The organism is Ruminococcus sporogenes, from assembly GCF_054655175.1.
The window spans coordinates 1-22,798 of the sequence record NZ_BAAHOA010000001.1 but is presented as its reverse complement, the minus strand read 5'-3'; the positions used below and the strand labels follow the sequence as shown (position 1 = coordinate 22,798).

General features: G+C 36.1%; 22 protein-coding genes. 8 read left to right on the top strand and 14 right to left on the bottom strand.

Translation table 11 applies throughout. The features are described from left to right. Nucleotides 1-26: 26 nt before the first annotated feature. Together ACYQ0N_RS00115 and ACYQ0N_RS00110 are read left to right on the top strand one after the other, a co-directional pair. Nucleotides 27-509, top strand: coding sequence for a hypothetical protein (locus tag ACYQ0N_RS00115; RefSeq protein WP_460161548.1), 483 nt, complete (start codon nucleotides 27-29; stop codon nucleotides 507-509). A 36-nt stretch (nucleotides 510-545) separates the two neighbouring features. Beyond that, nucleotides 546-1,529 (top strand): CHC2 zinc finger domain-containing protein, encoded by a 984-nt coding sequence (locus ACYQ0N_RS00110; RefSeq protein WP_460161547.1) that lies wholly within the window; start codon nucleotides 546-548, stop codon nucleotides 1,527-1,529. Nucleotide 1,530: 1 nt separating this feature from the next. Here ACYQ0N_RS00110 and ACYQ0N_RS00105 read toward each other — a convergent pair whose 3' ends face one another. Both ACYQ0N_RS00105 and ACYQ0N_RS00100 read right to left on the bottom strand, forming a co-directional pair. Beyond that, nucleotides 1,531-1,791 (bottom strand): Txe/YoeB family addiction module toxin, encoded by a 261-nt coding sequence (locus tag ACYQ0N_RS00105; RefSeq protein ID WP_177532923.1) that lies wholly within the window; start codon nucleotides 1,789-1,791, stop codon nucleotides 1,531-1,533. Between the two features lie 3 nt (nucleotides 1,792-1,794). After that, nucleotides 1,795-2,055, bottom strand: a complete 261-nt coding sequence (locus ACYQ0N_RS00100; protein ID WP_177532922.1) for a type II toxin-antitoxin system RelB/DinJ family antitoxin — start codon at nucleotides 2,053-2,055, stop codon at nucleotides 1,795-1,797. A 120-nt stretch (nucleotides 2,056-2,175) separates the two neighbouring features. Between ACYQ0N_RS00100 and ACYQ0N_RS00095 the strand changes: the two genes are divergently transcribed. From ACYQ0N_RS00095 to ACYQ0N_RS00075, 5 genes are all read left to right on the top strand, one after another. Further along, entirely contained in the window at nucleotides 2,176-2,718 is a 543-nt protein-coding gene (locus tag ACYQ0N_RS00095; protein WP_460161546.1) for a hypothetical protein, read from the top strand. Nucleotides 2,719-3,425: 707 nt separating this feature from the next. After that, the gene (locus ACYQ0N_RS00090; protein WP_460161545.1) at nucleotides 3,426-4,082 is read left to right on the top strand and encodes a TnpV protein; all 657 of its coding nucleotides are present in this window, start codon (nucleotides 3,426-3,428) and stop codon (nucleotides 4,080-4,082) included. Between the two features lie 269 nt (nucleotides 4,083-4,351). After that, nucleotides 4,352-11,755 (top strand): YodL domain-containing protein, encoded by a 7,404-nt coding sequence (locus ACYQ0N_RS00085; protein ID WP_460162150.1) that lies wholly within the window; start codon nucleotides 4,352-4,354, stop codon nucleotides 11,753-11,755. An 81-nt stretch (nucleotides 11,756-11,836) separates the two neighbouring features. After that, nucleotides 11,837-12,862 carry a toll/interleukin-1 receptor domain-containing protein gene (locus ACYQ0N_RS00080; RefSeq protein ID WP_460161544.1) on the top strand — a complete coding sequence of 342 codons (1,026 nt, stop codon included), beginning with the start codon at nucleotides 11,837-11,839 and terminating at the stop codon, nucleotides 12,860-12,862. Between the two features lie 49 nt (nucleotides 12,863-12,911). Then, nucleotides 12,912-13,589: a hypothetical protein gene (locus ACYQ0N_RS00075; RefSeq protein ID WP_460161543.1), complete on the top strand. Its 678-nt coding sequence runs from the start codon at nucleotides 12,912-12,914 to the stop codon at nucleotides 13,587-13,589. A gap of 412 nt (nucleotides 13,590-14,001) precedes the next feature. Here ACYQ0N_RS00075 and ACYQ0N_RS00070 read toward each other — a convergent pair whose 3' ends face one another. The 5 genes from ACYQ0N_RS00070 to ACYQ0N_RS00050 form a co-directional block, all read right to left on the bottom strand. Further along, the gene (locus tag ACYQ0N_RS00070; protein ID WP_460161542.1) at nucleotides 14,002-15,186 is read right to left on the bottom strand and encodes a hypothetical protein; all 1,185 of its coding nucleotides are present in this window, start codon (nucleotides 15,184-15,186) and stop codon (nucleotides 14,002-14,004) included. A gap of 53 nt (nucleotides 15,187-15,239) precedes the next feature. After that, the gene (locus tag ACYQ0N_RS00065) at nucleotides 15,240-15,656 is read right to left on the bottom strand and encodes a hypothetical protein (protein ID WP_460161541.1); all 417 of its coding nucleotides are present in this window, start codon (nucleotides 15,654-15,656) and stop codon (nucleotides 15,240-15,242) included. Between the two features lie 35 nt (nucleotides 15,657-15,691). Next, the gene (locus tag ACYQ0N_RS00060) at nucleotides 15,692-16,042 is read right to left on the bottom strand and encodes a hypothetical protein (RefSeq protein ID WP_460161540.1); all 351 of its coding nucleotides are present in this window, start codon (nucleotides 16,040-16,042) and stop codon (nucleotides 15,692-15,694) included. A 373-nt stretch (nucleotides 16,043-16,415) separates the two neighbouring features. Further along, a complete protein-coding gene (locus ACYQ0N_RS00055; protein WP_177531624.1) occupies nucleotides 16,416-17,333 on the bottom strand; it encodes a ParB/RepB/Spo0J family partition protein in 918 nt (305 codons plus the stop codon). A gap of 2 nt (nucleotides 17,334-17,335) precedes the next feature. Continuing rightward, complete coding sequence (locus tag ACYQ0N_RS00050) at nucleotides 17,336-18,112, bottom strand: ParA family protein (RefSeq protein WP_460161539.1); 777 nt, start codon at nucleotides 18,110-18,112, stop codon at nucleotides 17,336-17,338. Nucleotides 18,113-18,325: 213 nt separating this feature from the next. On the opposite strand from ACYQ0N_RS00050, the gene ACYQ0N_RS00045 reads away from it, so the two are divergent. Continuing rightward, nucleotides 18,326-18,529, top strand: a complete 204-nt coding sequence (locus ACYQ0N_RS00045) for an antitoxin (RefSeq protein ID WP_177531625.1) — start codon at nucleotides 18,326-18,328, stop codon at nucleotides 18,527-18,529. 45 nt (nucleotides 18,530-18,574) lie between these two features. Here the strand turns inward: ACYQ0N_RS00045 and ACYQ0N_RS00040 are convergent, their stop codons facing one another. The 7 genes from ACYQ0N_RS00040 to ACYQ0N_RS00005 form a co-directional block, all read right to left on the bottom strand. Continuing rightward, nucleotides 18,575-18,904 carry a helix-turn-helix domain-containing protein gene (locus ACYQ0N_RS00040; RefSeq protein ID WP_460161538.1) on the bottom strand — a complete coding sequence of 110 codons (330 nt, stop codon included), beginning with the start codon at nucleotides 18,902-18,904 and terminating at the stop codon, nucleotides 18,575-18,577. 493 nt (nucleotides 18,905-19,397) lie between these two features. Continuing rightward, the gene (locus ACYQ0N_RS00035) at nucleotides 19,398-19,724 is read right to left on the bottom strand and encodes a hypothetical protein (RefSeq protein WP_460161537.1); all 327 of its coding nucleotides are present in this window, start codon (nucleotides 19,722-19,724) and stop codon (nucleotides 19,398-19,400) included. A gap of 309 nt (nucleotides 19,725-20,033) precedes the next feature. Continuing rightward, nucleotides 20,034-20,246, bottom strand: coding sequence for a hypothetical protein (locus tag ACYQ0N_RS00025; RefSeq protein WP_460161535.1), 213 nt, complete (start codon nucleotides 20,244-20,246; stop codon nucleotides 20,034-20,036). Between the two features lie 163 nt (nucleotides 20,247-20,409). Further along, nucleotides 20,410-20,847, bottom strand: a complete 438-nt coding sequence (locus ACYQ0N_RS00020) for a hypothetical protein (RefSeq protein WP_460161534.1) — start codon at nucleotides 20,845-20,847, stop codon at nucleotides 20,410-20,412. Between the two features lie 263 nt (nucleotides 20,848-21,110). Next, nucleotides 21,111-21,317, bottom strand: a complete 207-nt coding sequence (locus ACYQ0N_RS00015; RefSeq protein ID WP_460161533.1) for a hypothetical protein — start codon at nucleotides 21,315-21,317, stop codon at nucleotides 21,111-21,113. A gap of 78 nt (nucleotides 21,318-21,395) precedes the next feature. Next, nucleotides 21,396-21,728 carry a hypothetical protein gene (locus tag ACYQ0N_RS00010; protein ID WP_460161532.1) on the bottom strand — a complete coding sequence of 111 codons (333 nt, stop codon included), beginning with the start codon at nucleotides 21,726-21,728 and terminating at the stop codon, nucleotides 21,396-21,398. Between the two features lie 17 nt (nucleotides 21,729-21,745). Then, nucleotides 21,746-22,798 (bottom strand): relaxase family protein (locus ACYQ0N_RS00005; protein ID WP_460161531.1); only part of this gene is annotated, 1,053 nt, incomplete at its 5' end.

Sequence of the window (22,798 nt, the reverse complement as noted above, 5' to 3'; positions counted from 1 at the left end):
GGCGAATTAAAAAGAAGGTGATAAAAATGATAGAAAAATTACTGACATCATATCGTGAAAAGCTCTGTGCACAGGAAATAATGCTTGTAACTAATTTGTATAATGCTTCAAACGATATAAAGGCAGCTGAGCTGTTGGCGGACAGGCTATCTGTAAAAGGATATGGATTAGCATTAAAAAGAGCAAGTCCTGTTGATGTGGAATATGTAAACGATGAGATTATAAAGTACGATATAGCGGATATGATTAATAAATCTGTAAAATATATAAATTCCTACTCATTTGAGATAAGGGACGAACTTATCAGCTTTTACAAAAAGAATAAAAGTATGGAACAAAATAAGTTTATCAGCGGACTGAAAAATATATTAGGTCTGAATTCCGATTATCAATTGAAAAAGGCTGTTAAAAGTAAAAGCGCAGTTAAAGTACGGAAGCCTAAAAAGCCTTCTCTGCTTGGTAAGCTAAGAAAATATGAAAAAATTATTCAAGAAGGATTAAGACAATAAAAAAATTCGCCAATGGCGAATTAGAAAGGACGAACAATGAATATTTTTCAGGAAATAAAAGAAAGGCTGTCGTTAAAAGATATAGTCCGTGCTTATGGAATAGAGCTGAATCGAAGCGATATGTGTATATGTCCGTTTCATGCTGAAAAAACGGAAAGTATGAAAATATATGATAAAGGCTTCAGGTGCTATGGCTGCGGCGAGGGCGGAGATACTATTGAATTTGTACGTAAGTACTTCAATCTGAATAATACACTTGAAGCGGCTCATAAAATAAATGAAGATTTCAACCTTGGAATTCAGACGGATAAGCGGCCTACAAAATCAGAGGTCAGGTCGGCTCAATCAGTCGTTCAGAAAAGAATAGAATTTGAACAGAAGGACAAGCAGGCGTTTCAGATTTTTTCAGAGTATTTCAGCGTACTTCGAGATTACAGCAAATTAGCGCCTAAAACGGAATATGAAGTACCGGATAAGCGCTTTATAGAATATCTTCAAAATTTTGAACAGATTGATTATACTTTGAACCGTCAGATTGAGCTTATGCATAATCCGATAAACGAACGTATGGAATTTCTGAACGATAATCAAGATTACATAGTTAAAATAGCCGAACGGCTGCTTGAAATACGAAAAGATAGGGATACGGAAAAAACGCATACAATTAAAAATAACCCTGATCAGGTAAGGAATGATAACGCAGTAAAACCAAATTATAAGATAATCGGAAATACGCCATATAAAAGTATTCAGGATAAGGCGTATCTTAAATACGGCAGCGCATTTTCAAAACAGATAGAAAACTCACTCAATGCTGCGGGGATAAAGTTTTCCGGAAAGGTTTGCGACAAGCTTACTACTTTTACAGTAAACAGACAAGATTTGAATACGGTCAGATCTATTGCCGCTAAGGAAGCTGAAAGATTTACAGGAATTAATAAGCCGCAGATAATACCTGCGCAAAAACAAAAGACCGCCGGTATTAAACGGCAGTCTCAAAGTAATGAAATGATACTATAAATTAATCCTTATAATGTCCTTTGCATGAAGCTATGATTATTGCTCCATTGTGTTCCTTATAAACAATACGATCGCAGTCGTTGATTCGTCTGCTCCACCAGCTTTGAAGATTTCCTTTAAGAGGTTCGGGCTTTCCAATGCCTTCATATGAATTACGCTGAATGTCTTTGATAAGCTCGTTTATCTTTTTAAGCGTTTTCTTGTCTTGTGACTGCCAATAACAATATTCATTCCATGCACGTTCTTCCCATAGTAATTTCATATATCAGTCCTCTGTTAAATCGTGTTCCTGAAGCTTTGATTTTCCGGATTCAATATCTGAAATAACAGAATTAAGATATCGTATATTACTTTCAGAATAAAATGGATCAGCAGTTATTTCAAAAGGTATCCTCTTTTCCCTGCTTACTTTTGTTGCAAACATAGTAAATGCCGCCGTCATAGTAATACCCATTTCTTTGCAGGTTTGTTCCATATTCTTTTTCAATTCTTCATCCATACGAAAATTCACCATAGCCTGTGCCATAGTTATCAGCTCCTTTCATTTATATTATAGCACTTTGTAAAGCCAATGTCAATTACTTGCTTTACAAATTCGCAATGTTATTTTATGCTTATTCAATTAAATTATTAACGGAGGTTTCAAATGAAAAAAATATTTATACTGTCGTCAGCAATCCTTATAAGCTGCGCCGTATTGCTCGGATGCGCTGAAAAGGTCAAGGAAAAGCCGGAAACGGATATTGTAACTGAACCGGAAGATTTAAGCTATGCTAAAACTCCGGAGGAAATGGCGATACGTATTACCGAATCAATAGCGGGATTTGACGAACAGGCATATATTAAATATTTTCCGGAATTTTATGAAAGAAATTCATTTAATACAATAAAAAATTCCTTTTATATGCACTGCCGTTCTGAAGGCCTTGATTATGAAAATAAACGTTCCATAGACGATTTTAACGTGTATATATACACAGACAGGAGAAATGAAGACGGATTTGTATCTGCACTGTCTTTTTTAAAAGACAGTGATATTATAAAGCTGCATATTAAAATGCAGTATGACATCGAAAAAAACGGATATTATGTTACCGACGTTTTTTCAAGCGATCCTGAGGACCCCGGAACTCCTGAAGATATTATCATAGAACAGGGCGGCAAGCTTATAAATACAAACGATTATTGAAAAAGGAGAAGCTATGAATATAAGCACAGTAAAAAACATTCTTAATAATGAAAAAAAGAAACTGAATACGGACGTTTCAGAATGGCTTTCATTTCTGGAGGTTTCAGCATATCACTATAAGCATTCGGTAGACGATCAGGTTATGATACACGCCTTTAATCCATCAGCAAAGGCCTGCGCCGATATTATGGTATGGACTAACCTGAGAAGAAATACCGTATCAGGAAACAGTATTCCGATTTTAAAAAACGGTAATATTGTTTATCTTTACGACATCGCTCAGACGGAATCCAGGGAGGATGGAAGTTCCGTTAATCCTTGGATATGGTCGGTAGAGGATAAGACCTTAAACGCAAGCTATGAAGGTGCGGTTAGTGAAAATCTGACAGAAAAGTATAGACTTAAATCAGACAAGCTGCCTGATAAGCTCTACGAGCTTTCGTTTCTTAAAACAGCCCGATATCTAAACGACAGAAAATCCGCTTTTGCATGGCTTACGGCTGAATCGGCCGCATACTGCGTTATGCACAGGTGCTGTCCCGACGAGGTTTACCCTTCCCTAAAGAATCTTTCTCATTTGGATAAATTTGATTTTGAGAAAATCGCGGAAGCGGTATGCTGCGTCAGCTCGGAAATTTTATCGGAAATAGAAGCTATAGCCAAATCAGAAAGAGTAAAAAAATATGAAAGTATAAGGAGTAAAAATAATGACAAAGCATTTCAGAGAAAAGAAAATAGTCAACGGAATGAATCACACGCTAAGCGTACAGACGGGAGAATGGATTCCGGAAATAAAGTACGAAAACGGATTGACTTGGATACTGGACGAACGCTCGGAAACAATGACGTATTACGCTCTGGCGGCGGGCAAATTGAAGCCGTCGGAGATAACAAGGGAAATGAAAGACAAGATTTTCAGGCAGGCGGACGAAGCGAACATGAAAACGAAGGAACGGCTGAAGAAATACGGAATGACGGAAGCGGAATTCAGTCTGATACCGCCGGAGGAGGCTCACAGATATTACAAAACGGAACAGGGCTTTTGGAAGGAAATTCGGGAAGAGGAAGTACCGGAGAATCTTCACGGGAAATACATAACGCTGCGCCGGAATTATCTGATGAATCATCTTCCGGAGACGTATCTAAAATTGAAAGAAAGCGGACGTCTGAATTATCATCTGACGGAAATAAATCAGAGAGCGCACGAACTGATGGAGATGATAACAGAGCAGCTGAAAGAAAACAATCAGGAATACCAGCAGGCGGAGGAACAGGCGGACTTCCTAAAAATGGTACGGATGACGGAAACATACGGAAAAATAGCGGAGGAAACGATACTAAAGGAGATAATTTACAGCGAGTAAATAGTTCTGATATTATAGGAAATACAGTTTACAGATATATAAAGCAAAAGACATATCATAAATACGATACGGAAACCGCAAAGAAAATAGCGTCGGAGCTTGAAAATAACGGAGTTAAATTTTCAGGTAAAATCAACGGTGAAAGTACTACTCTGACTATTTCTAAATTTGACTTAGAAAAATTCAAGGAGATCGAGGACAAGGTTGCCAACGGCGAATCCGAGAAGCTTCAAAAAGAATTTCTAAAGGATAATGAAAATAATCAATCCATGAGCATTCAGGAACCTGAAAAGACATCAAACGGTGAAACCGATTCTAACGAATATATTTTTATTACAAACAGTACGGCAGAAGATATGTTTAAAAGAAAATATTCTGTGTATTCGTTTGATTATAAACATATAACAGACGAAAAAGAGGTTTCAAACGCACCGATTAATTATTTTCAAGCGAAAGAAAAGGAATATACTAAATATTGCGCTTTCAATAAGCTCCATGAAAATCATGAATTTACAAATGATCAGAAAACAGTTTTAAACCGTTTAGAAATGTATTCACAGATAAATAAACTTGAAGTTTCATCAACAATATTTGACCAAGGCAGATTTATAAGCGTATACGGCGGTGAAAAAAGAATAAACAAAAAAATATTTGATGGAAAGCTGTCAGATATAATAGATGAGTTAAAAGAGTATATTTCTCCGGAATTTAAATTAGGCTGTGAATATGCAAAGGATACCATAAGAGTATTTAATATACTTAATGAAAATAATACGATTGCCGTTATAGATAGCGAACGAAAAATAACCTTTAATGATGAAATCAGACTTCCTGGATTTTTAAGGAATCAAATTAAACATATGTCCGAAACATATGCGCTTCCTATGGGCATTCCGAAGCCTGAAAAGGCTTTGCCCGGAGAGCCGATAGTAACCGTCGGATTTTCAGAACATCCCGAACTTAGCGAAGGAATGAAATTCCCTATTTCACAGGCTGACAGACTATTGGCCGAGCTTGATAAAAATCAGCGGTCCGACCGTGAATTATATGAAAACTCCGGCTGGTATCATAAAACGGATTTTACTGTAGAATACAGTATAAACGGTGAAAAAAACACATTTGAGGGAAGATACGATATCGGCGACGGAGACGGCTCTCTGACAGAACATATCAAATCATATGCGCAATATATGCTGAAGGACGATATTATTAAAAGCTTCAGTTCCGATGAAAAAGAGCTTGATGAAAACAAGAGAAATTATAAATATATTCTGAATGAATTAATACCGCTCTTTGAAGACTTTACCGAAAAGAGCAAATATAAGTATACTCCTTTAATAACGGAAGATAACTATGATACTGACAGAGCCGACGTTAATACGTTCAGAAATAAAGGTAAAACCGTCAGGTCTGTAGATATTCCGGTTAAGGCGTCCGACGAGCTGCGAAGAAGATTTGAGCTTTACGGTCTTAAACCGTCGGACGAACAGACAGAAATAAGCTTTTCTACTTATGGCGATGATTGGAACAGATTTGAAATAAAGGATAAATACGGCAACAGATGGGTTTATGTTAACGCACAGGATATACTTTCTCCTGAAGAGCTTGAAACAATGAATGCAGTTGTTTCCGGCTTTTATAATGATAAAATTCAGGAACGCTCTGAAATAGACGATATGCTGGAATTTGCCCAAAGAGCTTATTATGATTCACAGTATTCAGGAAAAGATTTGTATGTTTACGGTGCAGAGCCGCAAATGGAGCAGATGTCGCTGTTCGGTGAGAAAGAAGCGACAGAACAGGTTTCTGTAAAAAGCAGTCGGGAAAAAGCAATAACTGCCGTTTTAATGTATGGCAGCGGCTTTGCAGACGGTAAATTCCGTATAGCGGATTATGCCGATAAAAACCATTCTATAAATGATTTTGCCGAAATGCTGAAAAAAGAATACGGTATCGGCGGTCACAGCGGCGACGATGTAAATTATTCATGGACGAGTCACGACGGAAAAGGTATACAGATTACACTGCCGCGTACAAATGAATCCGAGGAGGGCGAAAAAGTAACCGTTTCATGGAAAGAAGCGGCAAAGCGTATTTCAAAGCTGTGCGAACAGGGAGAATATATAACTGAGGAACTTGCAGACCGCAGAGGGGTTATTATGGATATGGACGCTTTGGGGTATGAACCCGCACAGGTTGACGGATTTTCTGATGATTTTCTCATGTGGAAGCCGAAGAATGAGAATGAGGAAGAAATTGGACTTGACGGTTGGGACGCTGTAAGAGATTTTACACATGATGTTCAAACGCTGATGAATGATTACACGGTACAGCAGTTGCGGGACAGGGCAAACGGAGATTACAGCGTGATTGAATATGGTTCGTTTGGGGACGGGGAAGTTGAAACGGCAATTAACAACCACCCGCAGAATATCTATCGTATTTACCAACTGAAGAGCGATGAAAAATATCATGGAATACGGTTTGAGGACAGAGCGACGCTTCAGAAATCAGGTATTCAGCTTGGAATTAATGATTATAACCTTGTTTATGAGGGTAATTTTAATGATGTCGATGGAGATTCATTTGACGATAAACTGAATACTCTGTATGACCGTTTCAATTTCGAACAGCCGGAGGATTTTAAGGGCAGATCGCTTTCAATAAGCGACGTTATTACCGTTAAAAACGGTAAAAATGAAAGCGCATATTATGTTGATACTTTTGGATTTACCGATATTCCTGAATTTTTCAACAAGTTTAATGAAAACAGTAAAACTGAAAACATAAAAGCGCAGAATTATCATATTAACAACGATCTTGAAATCGGCGGCGCAAAAGCAAAATTTAAGGCTAACATAGCGGCAATTGAAACATTGCAGAAAATTGAAATTGAAAATCGTTATGCAACTCCTGAAGAACAAGAAATCATGTCCCGGTATACGGGCTGGGGCGGTCTTTCCGAAGCCTTTGACAGCTCCAAAGAAAAGTGGACCGAGGAATATAATCAGCTTAAAGAACTGCTTACAGAAGAAGAATATAAGTCGGCTAAGGCTTCTGTTCTCGATTCCTTCTATACTCCTCCGTATATAATTGAATCCATATATTCCGCATTAAAGAACATGGGCTTCGATGGCGGAAATATCCTTGAGCCTGCGCTGGGAACAGGAAATTTTTTAGGAAAAATGCCTGAATCAACGTATAAGGAATCACGTATTTACGGTACTGAAATTGACAGTATATCAGGTCGGATTGCAAAGCGGCTTTATCCTGACGCGGATATATCAATAACCGGGTTTGAAAAGAAAGACTTTCCGGACAGCTTCTTTGATATTGCCGTGGGAAACGTGCCGTTCGGCGGCTTTAAAGTACCCGACCGAAGATACGATAAATACAATTTTGCAGTGCATGATTATTTCTTTGCCAAAACTCTCGATAAGGTACGTCCCGGAGGAATCGTTGCGTTTATTACTTCAAAAGGTACGCTGGATAAGGCAAATCCGTCGGTAAGAAAATATATATCGCAAAGGGCGGAGCTTTTAGGCGCAGTCAGACTTCCGAACACCGCTTTCAAGTCTTATGCCGGAACGGAGGTTACTTCCGATATAATATTTTTACAGAAACGCGAAAGAATGATAGATATTGCTCCCGAATGGGTATACACCGAAGCGGACGGCAATGGTTTTACCTGCAATCGTTACTTCATAGATAATCCCGATATGATATTGGGAGAAACCGTTGAGGGCAACAAGCTTTACGGAAAAGGTACTATGGTAATTCCGTTTGAAAACTCCGATCTGAAGGAACAACTGCAAAAAGCCGTTCTAAAAATAAAGGGAGAATACGGTAAAGAGAGCGCCGTTATAGCCGACGTAAGCAATACTAAAAAATCCGCTTTCGTTCCGGAGGTACTACCGGCCGATCCCGGCGTCAAGAACTTTACATATACTGAAATCAACGGTAAAATATTCTACCGTGAAAATTCTATTATGACTGAAATCTCATTTAAGGGAAAAAAGCTTGAACGTATAAAGGGTATGACCGCAATAAATAAATGCGTAAGAGAACTGCTTGATATGCAGCTTTCCGGATATTCTGATGAAGCTGTAAAGGAGAAGCAGACAGAGCTTAACAGTATTTATTCCTCTTTTACAAAGAAGTACGGCTTGCTGAATTCTCAGGTAAATAAAAGCGCTTTTAAAGAGGACGTTTCGCTTCCTTTGCTTATTGCTCTTGAAAAAGTCAAAGACGGAAAGCTCGTGCAGAAAGCCGACATTTTTACCAAACGCACTATAAGACCTCAGATAAGTATAACTCATGTTGATACAGCGGCCGAGGCTCTCGCAGTTTCCATATCGGAAAAAGCCTGCGTCGATCTTGGCTTTATGGCTTCGCTTATGGGCGGTTCTGAAAAGACTGAACAGATAAAAGCAGACCTGAAGGGCGTTATATACAAAAATCCTGAAAAGGGCGGCGATGAACTGTCCGGATGGGAAACGGCAGCCGAATATTTATCGGGAAATATACGGGAAAAGCTTACCGCCGCTGAGAAAGCGGCGGCAGACAATCATATATATAAGGAAAACGTTCAGGCTCTTGAATCCGTTATACCGGAACGTATCGAAGCCGGAGACATAAGGGTTAAGCTGGGCGCGCCTTGGATTGATGAAAAATACATAACGCAGTTTATTTATGAAGTTCTTGATACTCCGGTTAATTTGCAGGTCAATAATGGCGGTCTCTGTATAGACGTTCAGCATTCAAATAAAACCGCTTCATGGGTTATCACAAACAAAAGCCTTGACAGCGGTAACATAAAAGCGACCGTAACTTACGGAACGGCTCGTAAAAACGCATATGAAATAGCAGAGGATTCGCTGAATCAGAGAGATACGACAGTAAACGATCCAAAATTTGATGACGACGGTAAAATCCATTATGTATTAAATCACAAGGAAACGGTTCTCGCACGCCAAAAGCAGGAAGCTATTAACAATGCATTTCGTGAATGGATATTCCGCGACCGTGAACGACGCGAATTTCTTGTAGAAAAATACAACGTTCAGTTTAACTGCATACGTCCGAGAGAATACGACGGTTCTCATCTTACCTTTGCGGGAATGAATCCTGAAAAGGAACTGAGACCTCATCAGAAAAACGCTGTAGCCCGTGCGATTTACGGCGGAAACACGCTGTTTGCACACGAAGTAGGCGCCGGAAAAACCTATGAAATGATAGCGACCGCTATGGAGGGCAAACGTCTCGGACTTTGCAGTAAATCGCTGATTGCAGTACCTAATCATCTAACCGAACAGTTTGCTAATGATTTTATAGAGCTTTATCCCAATGCAAATATTCTTGTTGCAGGCGAAAAGGATTTCAGAAAAGAAAACCGTCGAAAGCTTTGCGCTAAAATTTCAACCGGAGATTTCGACGCGGTTATTATCGGTCATTCTCAGCTTATAAAGGTAGGAGTATCTCCGGAGCGTGAACAGGAATTTATAAAGCAGCAGATTGAAGAGGTTACGGATGATATTGCTGAAATCAAAAGGCAAAACGGCGAACATTTTACTATTAAGGAAATGGAAAAAACTAAAAAAGACATGGAAACACGCCTGAAACAGCTTTCAGACCGTATAGTAAAGGACGACGTCATTACCTTTGAGCAGCTGGGAGTTGACAAGCTATTTATAGATGAAGCGGATATGTTTAAAAATCTCGGACTGTCTACTAAAATGAGAAACATAAGCGGAGTATCTGCAAATACCAAGGTACAGAAAACTCAGGATTTATACATGAAGTGTCAGTATATAGACGAGCTGACCGGAGGAAAAGGAATCGTCTTTGCTACAGGCACGCCTGTGTCAAACAGCATATCGGAGATATTTACAATGCAGAGATATTTACAGGCGGATCTACTGAGAAAAAATAATCTCGCTCATTTTGACGCATGGGCCGCAAGCTTTGCGGAAAAGGTCACAAAGCTTGAATTTGCTCCTGAAGGCACGGGCTTCAGACAAAAAACAAGGCTTGCAAGATTCTATAACCTGCCTGAGCTTATGACTATGTTCAAGGAATGCGCAGATATTAAAACGGCCGACGATATTGATCTCCCCACTCCTGAATGTGAAGTTCATAATATTTCAGTTGATCCAACTGAAACGCAGAAGAATCTTGTAAAGTCGCTTGGAAAACGTGCGGAAATAATTCACAATAAGGCTGTAACGCCCGATGTTGATAACATGCTTCTGGTTACTATGGACGGGCGCAAGATTGGTCTTGATCAAAGGCTTATAAATCCCCTGCTTCCAGACGAAGCGGGTACTAAGGTAAACGCTTGTATCGACAACGTTTTCAGAATATGGAACGAAACCTCGGAAAACAGAAGTACTCAGCTTATTTTCTGTGATTTCGGCGTTCCTACGGTTCAGAAAAAGGTTAAGGATAAGGACGGTAACGCTATCACAGAAAGTGAAGAAGATTTCTCAAAATTCAATATCTATGACGATATACGTTCCAAGCTGATTAATATGGGCGTACCTCAGGAAGAAATAGCGTTTATTCATTCGGCCAAAACAAAGGAGGCAAAGGAAAAGCTTTTTGAAAAGGTTCGTAACGGGGACGTTCGGATTATGATCGGTTCTACTTCAAAAATGGGGGCAGGCACGAACGTGCAGAACAAGCTGATTGCTTCCCATGATTTAGATTGTCCTTGGAAACCTCGTGATATGGAGCAGCGCCGCGGGCGTATGGTAAGACAAGGAAACGAAAATAAAAAGGTGCAGCTCTTCAGATATGTAACTAAGGATACCTTTGACGCATATTTATTCCAGACGCTTGAGAATAAGCAGCGGTTTATCTCACAGATCATGACTTCAAAAACCCCGGCAAGAAACTGCGACGATATTGACGAATCAACGCTCAGTTACGCGGAGGTAAAAGCCCTTTGCATTGCAAATCCTCATATCAAGGAAAAAATGGAACTCGATATAGAGATTTCAAAGCTTCAGATGATAAAGTCTGAATTTATGAATATACATTACAGGCTTGAGGACGCCGTTCATGTAAAGCTTCCTCAAGAGCTTGCAAATGAAATTTCAGAGCTTAAGAATATGGAGGCGGACAGAAAAGCGTTAGCGGATTATCCAATCGAACACGACAGCGAAGGACATGAAGCTTTCAGCCCTATGACTGTAAACGGAAGAACGTTTACAGACAGAAAGGAAGCCGGAGCAGCCTTGATTAAAGCTGCAATACAATCGGCAATAGGAAACAAAAACAATGCTGTTACCATAGGCGAATACAAGGGCTTTAAGCTTGATGTATATACCGACAGCGCTGGAAAAGTTAATCTTTATATAAAGGGAAAATCAAGCGTCAGTATTATAATGAGCGAAAGCGAAGGAGGAAATATAACGAAAATCAATAACGCGCTGAATAATATTGAGGATAGAATAGTCCGCTGTAAGGACAGAATTGAAGCCCTTAAAAGGCAGATAGAGAATTCAAAAACCGAGCTTACGAAACCGTTCCCGCAGGAACAGGAATTGAAGGACAAGCTTGAACGTCAGACTGAGCTTGCATTGCTTTTAAACCTTGACAATACTGAAAAACAGCAGGAACAAACAAAACAAAGAGCTTCAAACAATCGTGAAAACGATATGGAAATCTGATATGCTGTACGCCGGTTCGCCATTGGCGAATTGGCGTGTAATCTTTAAAAATTGGTTTATTATGGTAGAATGGAGGTAATTATGATTAGCGATATAGCTTTATTAGAAATTTATAATCAATATAACAATACAGCAAGAAAAAATGATTATGTTATTCTGCCGTTCAATAAATTTCCTGTTATTGATAACAGATTACGTGAATTTGAGTGGTATGCATTCAGGCTGGAAACATTAATATCTGCCGATATGGTATTTGTAAATTATTCAGATAAAGCTGTTATATTAAAAAGAAGTACAAATACAATGAATGCTAAATGGACGATAGAAATCCCATATGGAAAAAGAAACTATTATATTGAATTGATATACAGATTAAACAGAGCGGTAACTATTGACGGAGCGGTTACGCTGTTTGTTTCAAATAATCCATATGATTTATGCGCATATATTTGTCTTGAGGACGTACCGGAAAATTCAGATAAAATAAATGAAATTATAACAAAATCTAAGGTAAAAATAGTTTCTGAAAAAGGTATTGATGAATTTTTTAACGATATCAGAACCGGAAGAAGATTTAATGTAAAGTATATACCTGCAAATATTGACAAGCGGCATATAGAATTGATATTCAAGAATACTTTTTTGTTTTCTGAAGAAAGTGCATTAAAAGAATTGGATTATAATTCTTCTGTAAACTATAAACGAAAAAAATTGTTTGTATCGTATAGTCATGCTAATAAAAAAATAGTTTATTCTATAACTGATAAGCTTGAAAACTACGGTATAAACCTATGGATTGACAAAAAAAGTATAGAATTTGGCGACAATATAACTCGTTCTATATGCTCCGGCATTAATGAAAGTGATTTGGCAATTTTATTTTTAAGTAAGGAAATTATTGATTCAAACTTTTCACAGTTTGAATTAGAAAATATCATATCAAATATGATAAAAAAGTCAATGGGATGGTTTATAGTTAAACTTGACGATGTTAATGTAGAAGAAATTACGCCTTCATTGGGCAATTACCTTTATTATGATTTTAATGAAAATAACGACATTGAAATGTTAACTGAAACTATAATCGAAAGGATAAATAGTTTGTGATAATTCGCCATTGGCGAATTGGCATTAATCTTTACGGAATTGGTTTATTATGGTAGAATGGGGGGTGGTACGATTGGACTACGTTTTATTATTATGTTTAATATGTTCAATAAGTACATATAGCTTATTTCAAAATGAGGTAACATATATATCTGATTTTATTCAAATTACTATTACCATTTTAACTATTGTAACAACCATTACCGGCTTGATTTTTACCATTTATAAAAATGCTCAGCAAACAAATAAAAAAATTGATGGTTTAAAAATAGGTAAATTTCGTGGACAAACCCTTTGCAATTTTCTATTTAATCAATTTAATTCCATTCATAATGATATTGGAAAAGGTGACGGCTCATCATTAACAAAACAGCATAAATCTATTAAAAAAGCTTTAAATAAAGAAATTCAGCTTATAGAACAAAGATATGCTGAAGAAGAAAATAGGATACGCGCTTTTAATTCGCAGCAGCATGATATGCTGCAAACAATTACACAATTTCGTCTGTTTATGGATAGCTGGACCCGCATTTCTGAAGATAACAATAAACTTAATCTACGTATAAATCAATTAGAACAGAAAATAGCAGAACAGACTAAAGAAAACGAAAAGCTGAAAAATCATATTTCAGCTTTAGAAAATGAAAATAGAAAACTCAAAAGTAAGATTCAATATATATCCAATCCTCAAAATCATCGTTCCGGCGATGATGACAGAGAAATATAACGGTACTTGACATTTACACTTGATAATGATATAATGTATATGAAAAAAGGTGACTGCGATAAGCGGTTATCTCAAAAATTTTTAGTGTAAAGAAACACCGCAAACTTTTGGTTGAGTTGGGCGGTGTTCCTTTATGTTATGGAACTATTTCTTGTCTTTATAAATGTTATAAAACAAGGTAACAGCCATTAAGATTACTCCAAGAAGCTGAAATAAGCCTTCATATGTAACCATAGCTATCACCTCCCTTGTCGGGAGAAACCGCCTACCGTTTTATGCAATCACCTTAATGGTAATTATATCATAAACGGCATATATTTGTCAATTGAAGTCTTTTCCGCTGAAAGACTTCTTTTTTTCGCCATTGGCGAATTATAAAAATAAAAGAGGAAGTTTTTAAAACTTCCTCTAATTAATTTCTTATCCCTTTACCGCCCCACATAACATAAATTTCATAATTATTATGACCTAAATCTTTCCACTTTATAGTGAAATTTCCCCATTTACTAACTTCTTCGTCAGTATCTCCATTCATCTTCCACTCATTAACTGCCGAACGAACTGAATACATTAATACATCACCAATGGATTCAGCAGTAGTATAATAAAATAAGGGCTGATACTTTTCCTGAGATATATAATAATCCATATCTGAAATAAATGGTTTAGGAGCATTCCACGAATATCCCCATATATCCGCACTGTCATCAAAGTAAATATGCTCTTCAGGTATTCCGTATATCCTCGCCTGATAGATTATACAATCGTTTGCATACTTCTTTATTCCCGACATCGTGCTTGTGTCGTATTTCCTTATATCCGGCTTCTTTATCGTTTGGGGGCGTTCAATCTCTGGAGGAGGGTTAAGAGTCATATAAAGCTTTGCGCTCCAGATTGCGTCATAAAGGTCGATAACGCTGTCATCAGAGTTTGTGTTCATCATGAAATCTTCAAACGTATCGGATACCGGAACAGAAGCATACTTATTCTCGTTTTTCGTCATAAATTTTCTGGCTATTTCAATGGTATCGTAAAGCTCTATCTTGTGATCCAGATCGGCGTCACCCTGACGTCCTATCTTTACATCGGTAACGAACGTCTTATACTCTCCTATTGTCCCGTTCTCTGTTTCCATTGAGAAATTCACGTCGAAGCTGATTTCATAGTCAAAGGTTTCTCCGTTGTATATGGAGGGCGTTTCCTTTAATGTTATATCCGATTTATCCGTTACATCAATCCCATTGTAGGTTACAACTATTCCGCTTGAATCGAACGTCTTATTTTCTGAAAAGTAGTACTTCTTCATCAGCGTCGTATCAACGCAAAGCCCCTCGTCGTTTGTTGTTGTAACAATAGGTTCTGTGGTAAACGGGACGGTTGTAGTTACTTCTTCTGTTGTAACTTCGCTCTGCGGTATGGTGGTTACAAGCGTTGTAGTGGTTTCCAATGTTTCTGCCGGAATAAATATTACTTCGGTTACAGCAGTAGTAACGGCTGCTTCCTCAGTCGGCTGTTCGCTTTCTTCAGCAGATACCGCAAAGGCAGCGCAGATTATTGCAATTAAAGCTGTGATAATAAACAAATTGATTTTTTTCATTTCTATCCCTCCATATTTATATGAATTAATTATATCATGTTATCAATTAATTGTCAATTATTGTCAGAGTAAAGCGATTCTGTAAGTTGCCTTATATAACGGTCACAATTAAACTCCATTTCTTCATAAATATATTCGCTGCAATGCTGTAAAACATAATCAATGCATTCCTTCAGATTGCCGTCAGGGTTTTCTTCTTCGTAATCTTCAATCGTTGAGCGAATATAGTGACTGTATTCTTCATTAAACCGTTCAATTGCCGGTTCAGCTTCACGATCCTCCCATTTCTTTTCAATATACTGCTCCATAAGCTTTTCAGATTCGGTTTCCTTACCGATTGGGTTAAGACTTACCATATCTTCAATCATGCATGAAAGATATGTTTCAAGATTCAGGTCAAGCTCATAAGCCTTTTCACGTAATACCTCTAGCTTAAAATCGTCAAATTCTAAAAACATTTCCTGCGTCATAATAATTTCCTCCTTATTCGCCATTGGCGAATTTATTAAAATAATCTGAATGAAGCTGTATTAAACAATGCAAAAGCTATTCCGGATATACCGTTCAATATATTCTGAATCATATCCGGCGCAAACATTACAAGCGTTATAAAGCCTGCTGCTATCACTATTGATATGAATCCTGTCAAACTAAATCCAACAGTAAAGAACATTGATATAAAGGCAAATCCACACATAAGAAGAATAAAACTTCCGATGACTTTAATCAGTCCTGAAAAAATTCCGTTGGTTATCGTCATGACAAAAAAGAATAATATAATAATCGTACCGATCGAGTAAATCAAAAGCTTGGCTGTAAGCTTTAACGGCAGAAGCAAAAGTTTAAGCAATAACATGTATATCCTCCGTTCAATTCGCCGTTGGCGAATTTATTTATACTTGACATTCTGATTTAGTAATGGTATAATATACATGAAAAAGGTGACTGCGATAAGCGGTTATCCTCCAACATTGATAACTTATTTGAGATAGCTACCTTATTGGCGTGGGGCGGCTATTTCTTTTTGCTGTTGTTGCCGTATTTCATTATCTCTATAATTACAAGTATTAATGTAAGTACTTCCATAACGCTCATAGCAACTCACCTCCAATTCTGGAGGAAGATTCAAACCGCCTACCGTTTTATGCAATCACCTTAATGGTAATTATATCATAAACGGTATATATTTGTCAATTGAAGTCTTTTCTGTTGAAAGACTTCTTTTTTATTCAGGTATTTTCATCAAAGAAATATTCGAGAGCCTTTTCAATTACCGCAATAATTTCTGTTTCATCTGAGTCCTCGTCAAAATACTTTGAATAAAGCTCAGGTTTGATTTTTATAGCTCTTTTCTTAGGTTTATCGCTAAACAGTCTTATAACCTCGTTTCGGCTGATTTCCGGATTATCCTGAAACGCTTTTCTCAGCAGCGTAGCGCGTTTTGTATCAATCTTCATAAACATTTTCTTATCATTGCTCGTATCCTTGCAAATGTTAAAAATCAATTCCTGACCGTTCTCAGGTATATACGACAGTTCGACAGCCGCTCTGACTGCAAGCTGCTTGGAATCAACCCAAGGCTTAAGCTGAGGTATAAGCTTATTGATTCTGATTAGACGAGCGACGCTGTCCTTGCTCAGACCGTATTCCTCTCCGGCGGCTGCAAGCTTGCTTTTACCGGATACGCCGTTTTCCATTGCTGTAAGCTCATCGGCGATAGCGTTTCTTTTTTCCGATGTAAACAGCTCTGAATGATAAGCGGCTATCACCGCCGCCTGTTCTGAAATTCTTATATCTCCGAAACCTCTTTGAAGCAGATTAGTAAAGGCGATATATACTTTTGCTTCCTCTTCGGAAAGATTTTCTTTGATGATTGCCGGAATCGTTTCTTTTCCCGCGTCTCTGCTGCAGCGGCAGCGATTGTTTCCCGCAAGTATTTCATATTTTCCGAATTCACGAGGATCGGGTCTTACAATAACAGGCTGCATAACGCCGTGCTTTCTGATACTTTCAGTCATATCGCTTCGTTTTTCATCATCATACATAGTAAACTGGTGGTTATACGTATGATTGAGCATGTCAAGCGGTATTTCCTTTATCTGATTCTCCTGCGACATCATTGTTCCTATATCAAAGGTTGCAAGCATTATCAACATCTCCTTAATACTTCTTCGGCAAGAGCCTTGTATTCTTCACCAAGCTTTGTCTTGTTCAGGCACAGACTTTTATTTTTCTCCGAGCTGTTGGCGGCTTCAACGGATTTATGAATAACAGTATTAAACAGAAGTCCGTTGTATTTTTCGTGAAGGGATTCAGAAGTGCTTCTGCTCATGTTGGTATTATCGAACATGGTAGCAAGTACTCCGCAGTATTTCAGATCCTTGTTTATTGTTTCTCTTACCTGATCGCAGATGTTTGTCAGACTTGCAAGTCCTTCAAATGCAAATTTTTGGGTTTGTACCGGAATTATAACGTTATTAGACGCGGTCAAAGCGTTAATCAGAAGTATTCCCAGCGAGGGCAGACAGTCTATTAAAACATAATCATAATCATTTAAATTGTCGACTGTAAGAATCCTTTTCAGAACAGTTTCCCTTGAAAGAGCGTTCATCAGATACGCTTCAGCGTTGGCAAGATTAATATCTGAAGGAATGTAGCTGATTTTATTCTGCTCTGAAGCTCTTACACAATCTGAAAATTCCTCCGTTGTAATCTTCATATTGTTAGCAATACTTAATATCATATTACTTATTGTAGGCTTGCCGTCTCCGTCAAATCCAAGATAACTGGACAGATTAGCTTGTGGATCAAGGTCTATCAGAAGTACTTTTAATCCGTTCATAGCAAGAGCAGTGCCCAAATTCAATGTAGTAGTGGTTTTACCTACTCCGCCCTTTTGATTAGCTATTGATATAATTTTACACATGATTTTTATCTCCTTTATTTTATTGATTTTAAGTTCGCCATTGGCGAATTGTGTTTTTGTTTTTTACTGTATTTATATTATAGCATACTTATGCAAGTATTGTCAATACAAATAGTACACAAAGATAAGCAATATTATTTGTGTACTTTGCCGCTTGTGTAAGTATGTTTCTTAGTATATAATTATAAAAAGTCAATTTATGGGGGAATAATAATGGGCGGAAAAACTTCAACAGCAAGTAAAAATAAATATAATGCCAAAGCTTATGACAGATTAAATGTAGTTGTTAAAAAAGGTATGAAACCGCTGATACAACAGCTTGCAAAACAGAAGGGAATGTCGGTAAATTCCTTAATATCTTACGCCTTGGAAAAGGTTGCTGAAGAGGAACGCTTTGATTTAACGTTACCTGATTAATAACTATTTTCCAGAAATATAGCCTTGCCTGATGGCAAGGCTTTTTTACTTTTTTATTCCTTGATCTTCTAACATTTGGGACATTCTTTCATCTATTCTTGCCTTGTTTTCATGATTAAGGCGGTTGAATTTTTCAGTAAAGCGCGATGACGATATAATTTTACAAAAAGTTTTGTCATTGGTCCTTCCGGCTATGTAATCTAATGATACATCATAATGATCCGCTAATATGATTGCTTTTGAAAAAGGTATATCAATATCGCCTCGTTCGTATTTTCCATAATGATTAGTTGATACATCAATTATTTCAGAAACTTTCGCCTGAGTTAAATCCGCGTCCTCCTTTAAGTCCTTCAATCTTTGATAATAAGCCATAAATATGACCTCCTTGAATTTTATTTTACATAAAATTCTATCATATATATGGGTTTAATATTTAATTATCAAATATATTTGGTATTTTATGTCAAATTTATGATTATATTTATTGGTTTTGTAGATATAATTTATAGATTTTAATCCTCTTTGACATTTTATTTTCAGACTTTTCATTTATAAGCTCAAGCGTTATATCAACGCCATTATTATACTTTTCTATCCAATATGCTTTTAATTCGCATAGAAGCGCTGCTAATACATTGGTAATTAGAATCGGAGTTAAAACTAAACTGAAGATCAATTCATAAATTTGTTTATTTGAATATCCAAGTTGATTGATGAACTTGATTTCTGATTCGAATAAGTTATCAGGTAAAAATTCAAAAATCAAGTCTTTAAGATAAACTATAATACCCAAAAGTGTGGATAAAATTAAATACTATTATTCCTATAAAGAAATTTCATAGACCTTATTTGACGATTAAAGCAATTATTGAAAAATACGCACCCCATTTAACGTTATTATAAGGATGTTTAAAATAGCTGCAAATACAATATCTGATTTATTTCTTCTGCATTTATCTTCATAAAGTTTTCCCCATATAATAAAATAATAAAATAAACAGCTTATGCATAAAATAGAGGAAGATAAAATATCAGCATCCAAAGCCCCAAAAATCAAAATTGTTATCATTATTAATAGGTCAAAAATACTTTTGCTAAGCTTTTTATTATCATTATTTTTACATTTAATAATATATATAATGTCAGCAAATATCGTAATACAAAAAAATATGCTTAAAGTAATCATAAACATCCTTTGTCCTCCATTATACAAAAAACTCCCTAATAAACTAATTTATTGAAACGATTATAGCTTCAAGTATAGCTAAACTGGAAGACAATGCTGCACAGAATAGCAATCATAACTATCGTTTTTTAATATCTTATATTTAGTCATAATAATTTCCTCCTTATTCGCCATTGGCGAATTTTTTTATTTAATGTCTACATTCCTTACGGTCCGATCTTCCGGAAGCAGCTGCAAGAGCCATTATCATTGCTCCAAATGTAGCTCCGATTATAATTCCTATTATAAATCCTAACATAAATATCACCCCCGTTTTCATTCATCGCCATAAAGCGTTATGTATTCATCTTCAGATATAATCTCAACTTTGCCATTGCATACCGGAAACAGTTTTGTAAAAAACTCAATTATATTATCTTTTTTCTCATCTGTAATTTCATCAGTATCAATATTAATTTTTACTCCGGCATAATTCTTATTTCCATCTTCATCGACAGCTAAACCAAATACTCTTAAATATACAGTCATAATTTTTAACTCCTTATTCCAGTTCGCCAATGGCGAATTCATTTTTAAGACTTAACAATTTGTTATAATTAATTATAAATTTTACGCCTCCTATTCGACCGTCCGCTACCTTTCAATATACATGCAGAAGCAGCGCAAATTAATTTCAAAACTTTTCATTTAATTATTTTATTAAAAACATAAAAATCAATAAAATTGCAATTTCACCGAAAGATAGCCAAAGCGAAATGGCTATGTTAAATATAAATCGTCTTTTAAATAAAACTTTATTTATTTTGGTCATACAGTTTTCACAAATATATTTTTCATTAAGGACTAATTTACTTGTTTCCTTATTACAAGTAATGAAGTTTTTAACTTTACAAATTAACGGAATAAAAGTAGTAAATATCGTCATAAATAATATAATCAGTTCCACCTTTAGAATTAATTTTATTAAATACACGCATATAAAGCAATAAAAGATATTTATAAATATCACAAATACAATTTCCACAATCCTTTTGGAGATTTTAGGCTTGAAATTATCATTCAATTCCTTAATTTTACCTTGTTCATTTGAAATTTTTTTGCCGCAGAAAAGGCAATAATCATCTTCCATGATATGTACTTTCTCCCTTAATATGAATATCATTATTTATATGTTTTTCATTCTTGATTTCGCGCTGTTCCTGATCCTGTTTAAATACGGTATCTTCAATAATCTTTTCAAGATTTTTCTTAACTGAATCATATTCCCGAAGCTTTGCGTCGATAACTTTATTATCGCTGCAAAGCTTTTTTTTGTTCTGTCAGACCTTGAATTTCATTCTTTAACACTGTAATATTTGTCATTGTATTTTGACGTTTTCATATTAATTTCTTTCACTCTATAAAGTATATAATTAATCTGATAACGCAAGCTAAAACAGCGAATATAATACCTGAGCTATAAGCCGAAATAAATTTCTGTTTTTCTTTTTTATATATAAAGTAGCCAGTTGCAATATCCTTTCTGCAACGAATGCATAAAGGCTTACCATTGATCATTTTAACATCTTCACTGTTTTCACATATTGCACAATTTTTCATTTTATCTCCTTTTTTAGTTATTTTAAGATATAATGAGATAAACGGGTTTTTATGTTATATAACCCATAATAATCGTAATTAATACTTTTTAATCATATGCCTGATTAATAAAATATTTATTATGATTATGCCTAAATTCACAATTATACATAGTATAATGTCATCCTTGGTATGTGAGTTTATAAATAATATCAACATACTTACAAAACATATATCAAGTTGAGGATCATATAATAGACCAAGTTCTTTTTCGCCAAGTCCTTCATTAGTGATTTTTTTTATTTCTTTTCCATACTCATTTCTGCATTTTTTACAAATACAAAAATCTTTTTTGGTTAAACTATAATGCATTTTAAAAGAGCGTAATAAAATTCCATACTCTTTGCTGCAAAATTCACATTTTTTCTTCATATTAAAATCCTCTCTAACTAAATCTGAATGTCATTTTCTCTCCGCTTTTCCTTGGAAGATTCACGCTGATTATGCTCTTCTCTAAATACAGAATCTTCAATAATTTTCTCAAGATTTTTCTTGACTGAATCATACTCTCGAAGCTTTGCGTCGATAACTTTATTCTCGCTGCAAAGCTTATTTTTTTTTTCTGTCAGACCTTGAATTTCATTCTTTAATACTGCAATATTGGGCAGAACCTTTGACCTTTCAGTCTTTTTTAATTCCTCTACAGCTTCCCGAAACATAAGAAGCTCGTTCTCATGATTACGAAAATATTTATCCTGAAAAACAGCCTTTTTATACTGCTCGGAAACAGGCTTGTACTGCCTGTAAATTTTCAGATATTTCAGCCTGTATTTATTAAATTTCAGCTTACTTTCAAGTGCGTTTATTTTCTCAGAATTTTGTAATTTACGTTCATTCAGACTTTCGTATTTGCTGAAAAAGTCCTCTGCGTTTTTAAAGCCGTTTTCATTCAGATAAGCTATTGTTTTAAAGCCTGTTTTCAGATTCTGAATTTTGCCCCATCTCTGCATTCCGAAAGAATTAAACTTATCTTCATAAAGATTAAAAAATTCTTTGATACGATTATCAGGATTGGTAATCTGCTTTGCCTTGTATTCGGATTTTCTGGTAATATTACGTTCGATTCTTTTTCTTAGCTGAGCTTCTTCATAATACCAGCCAAACTTCTGAGAATAAATAAAATACTTCTGTCCCGGCATTTTAAAGCCTAAACATTTACCGGATTTTTTTACATAATCCTCATACTTTACCTCAATGCCTTCCGCTCTCATTTTGTCGAGAAAATCATCAAAACTTTTTGAAGCCTTGACCGTTTCGTCAATGATTATTTTAAGCTTCTGCTTCCAACTCTGTCCTGTCTGTTTAAGCTCCCATTCATAATGACTAACGCCCTTTCCTTTAGAATTTTCTATTACTGAAAGACCGCGTTCGGCAGTTATTTCATCACTGTATTTTTTCAATTCTTTCCATGCCGGAGAAAACTTTCTGTCATGTTCGGTTGA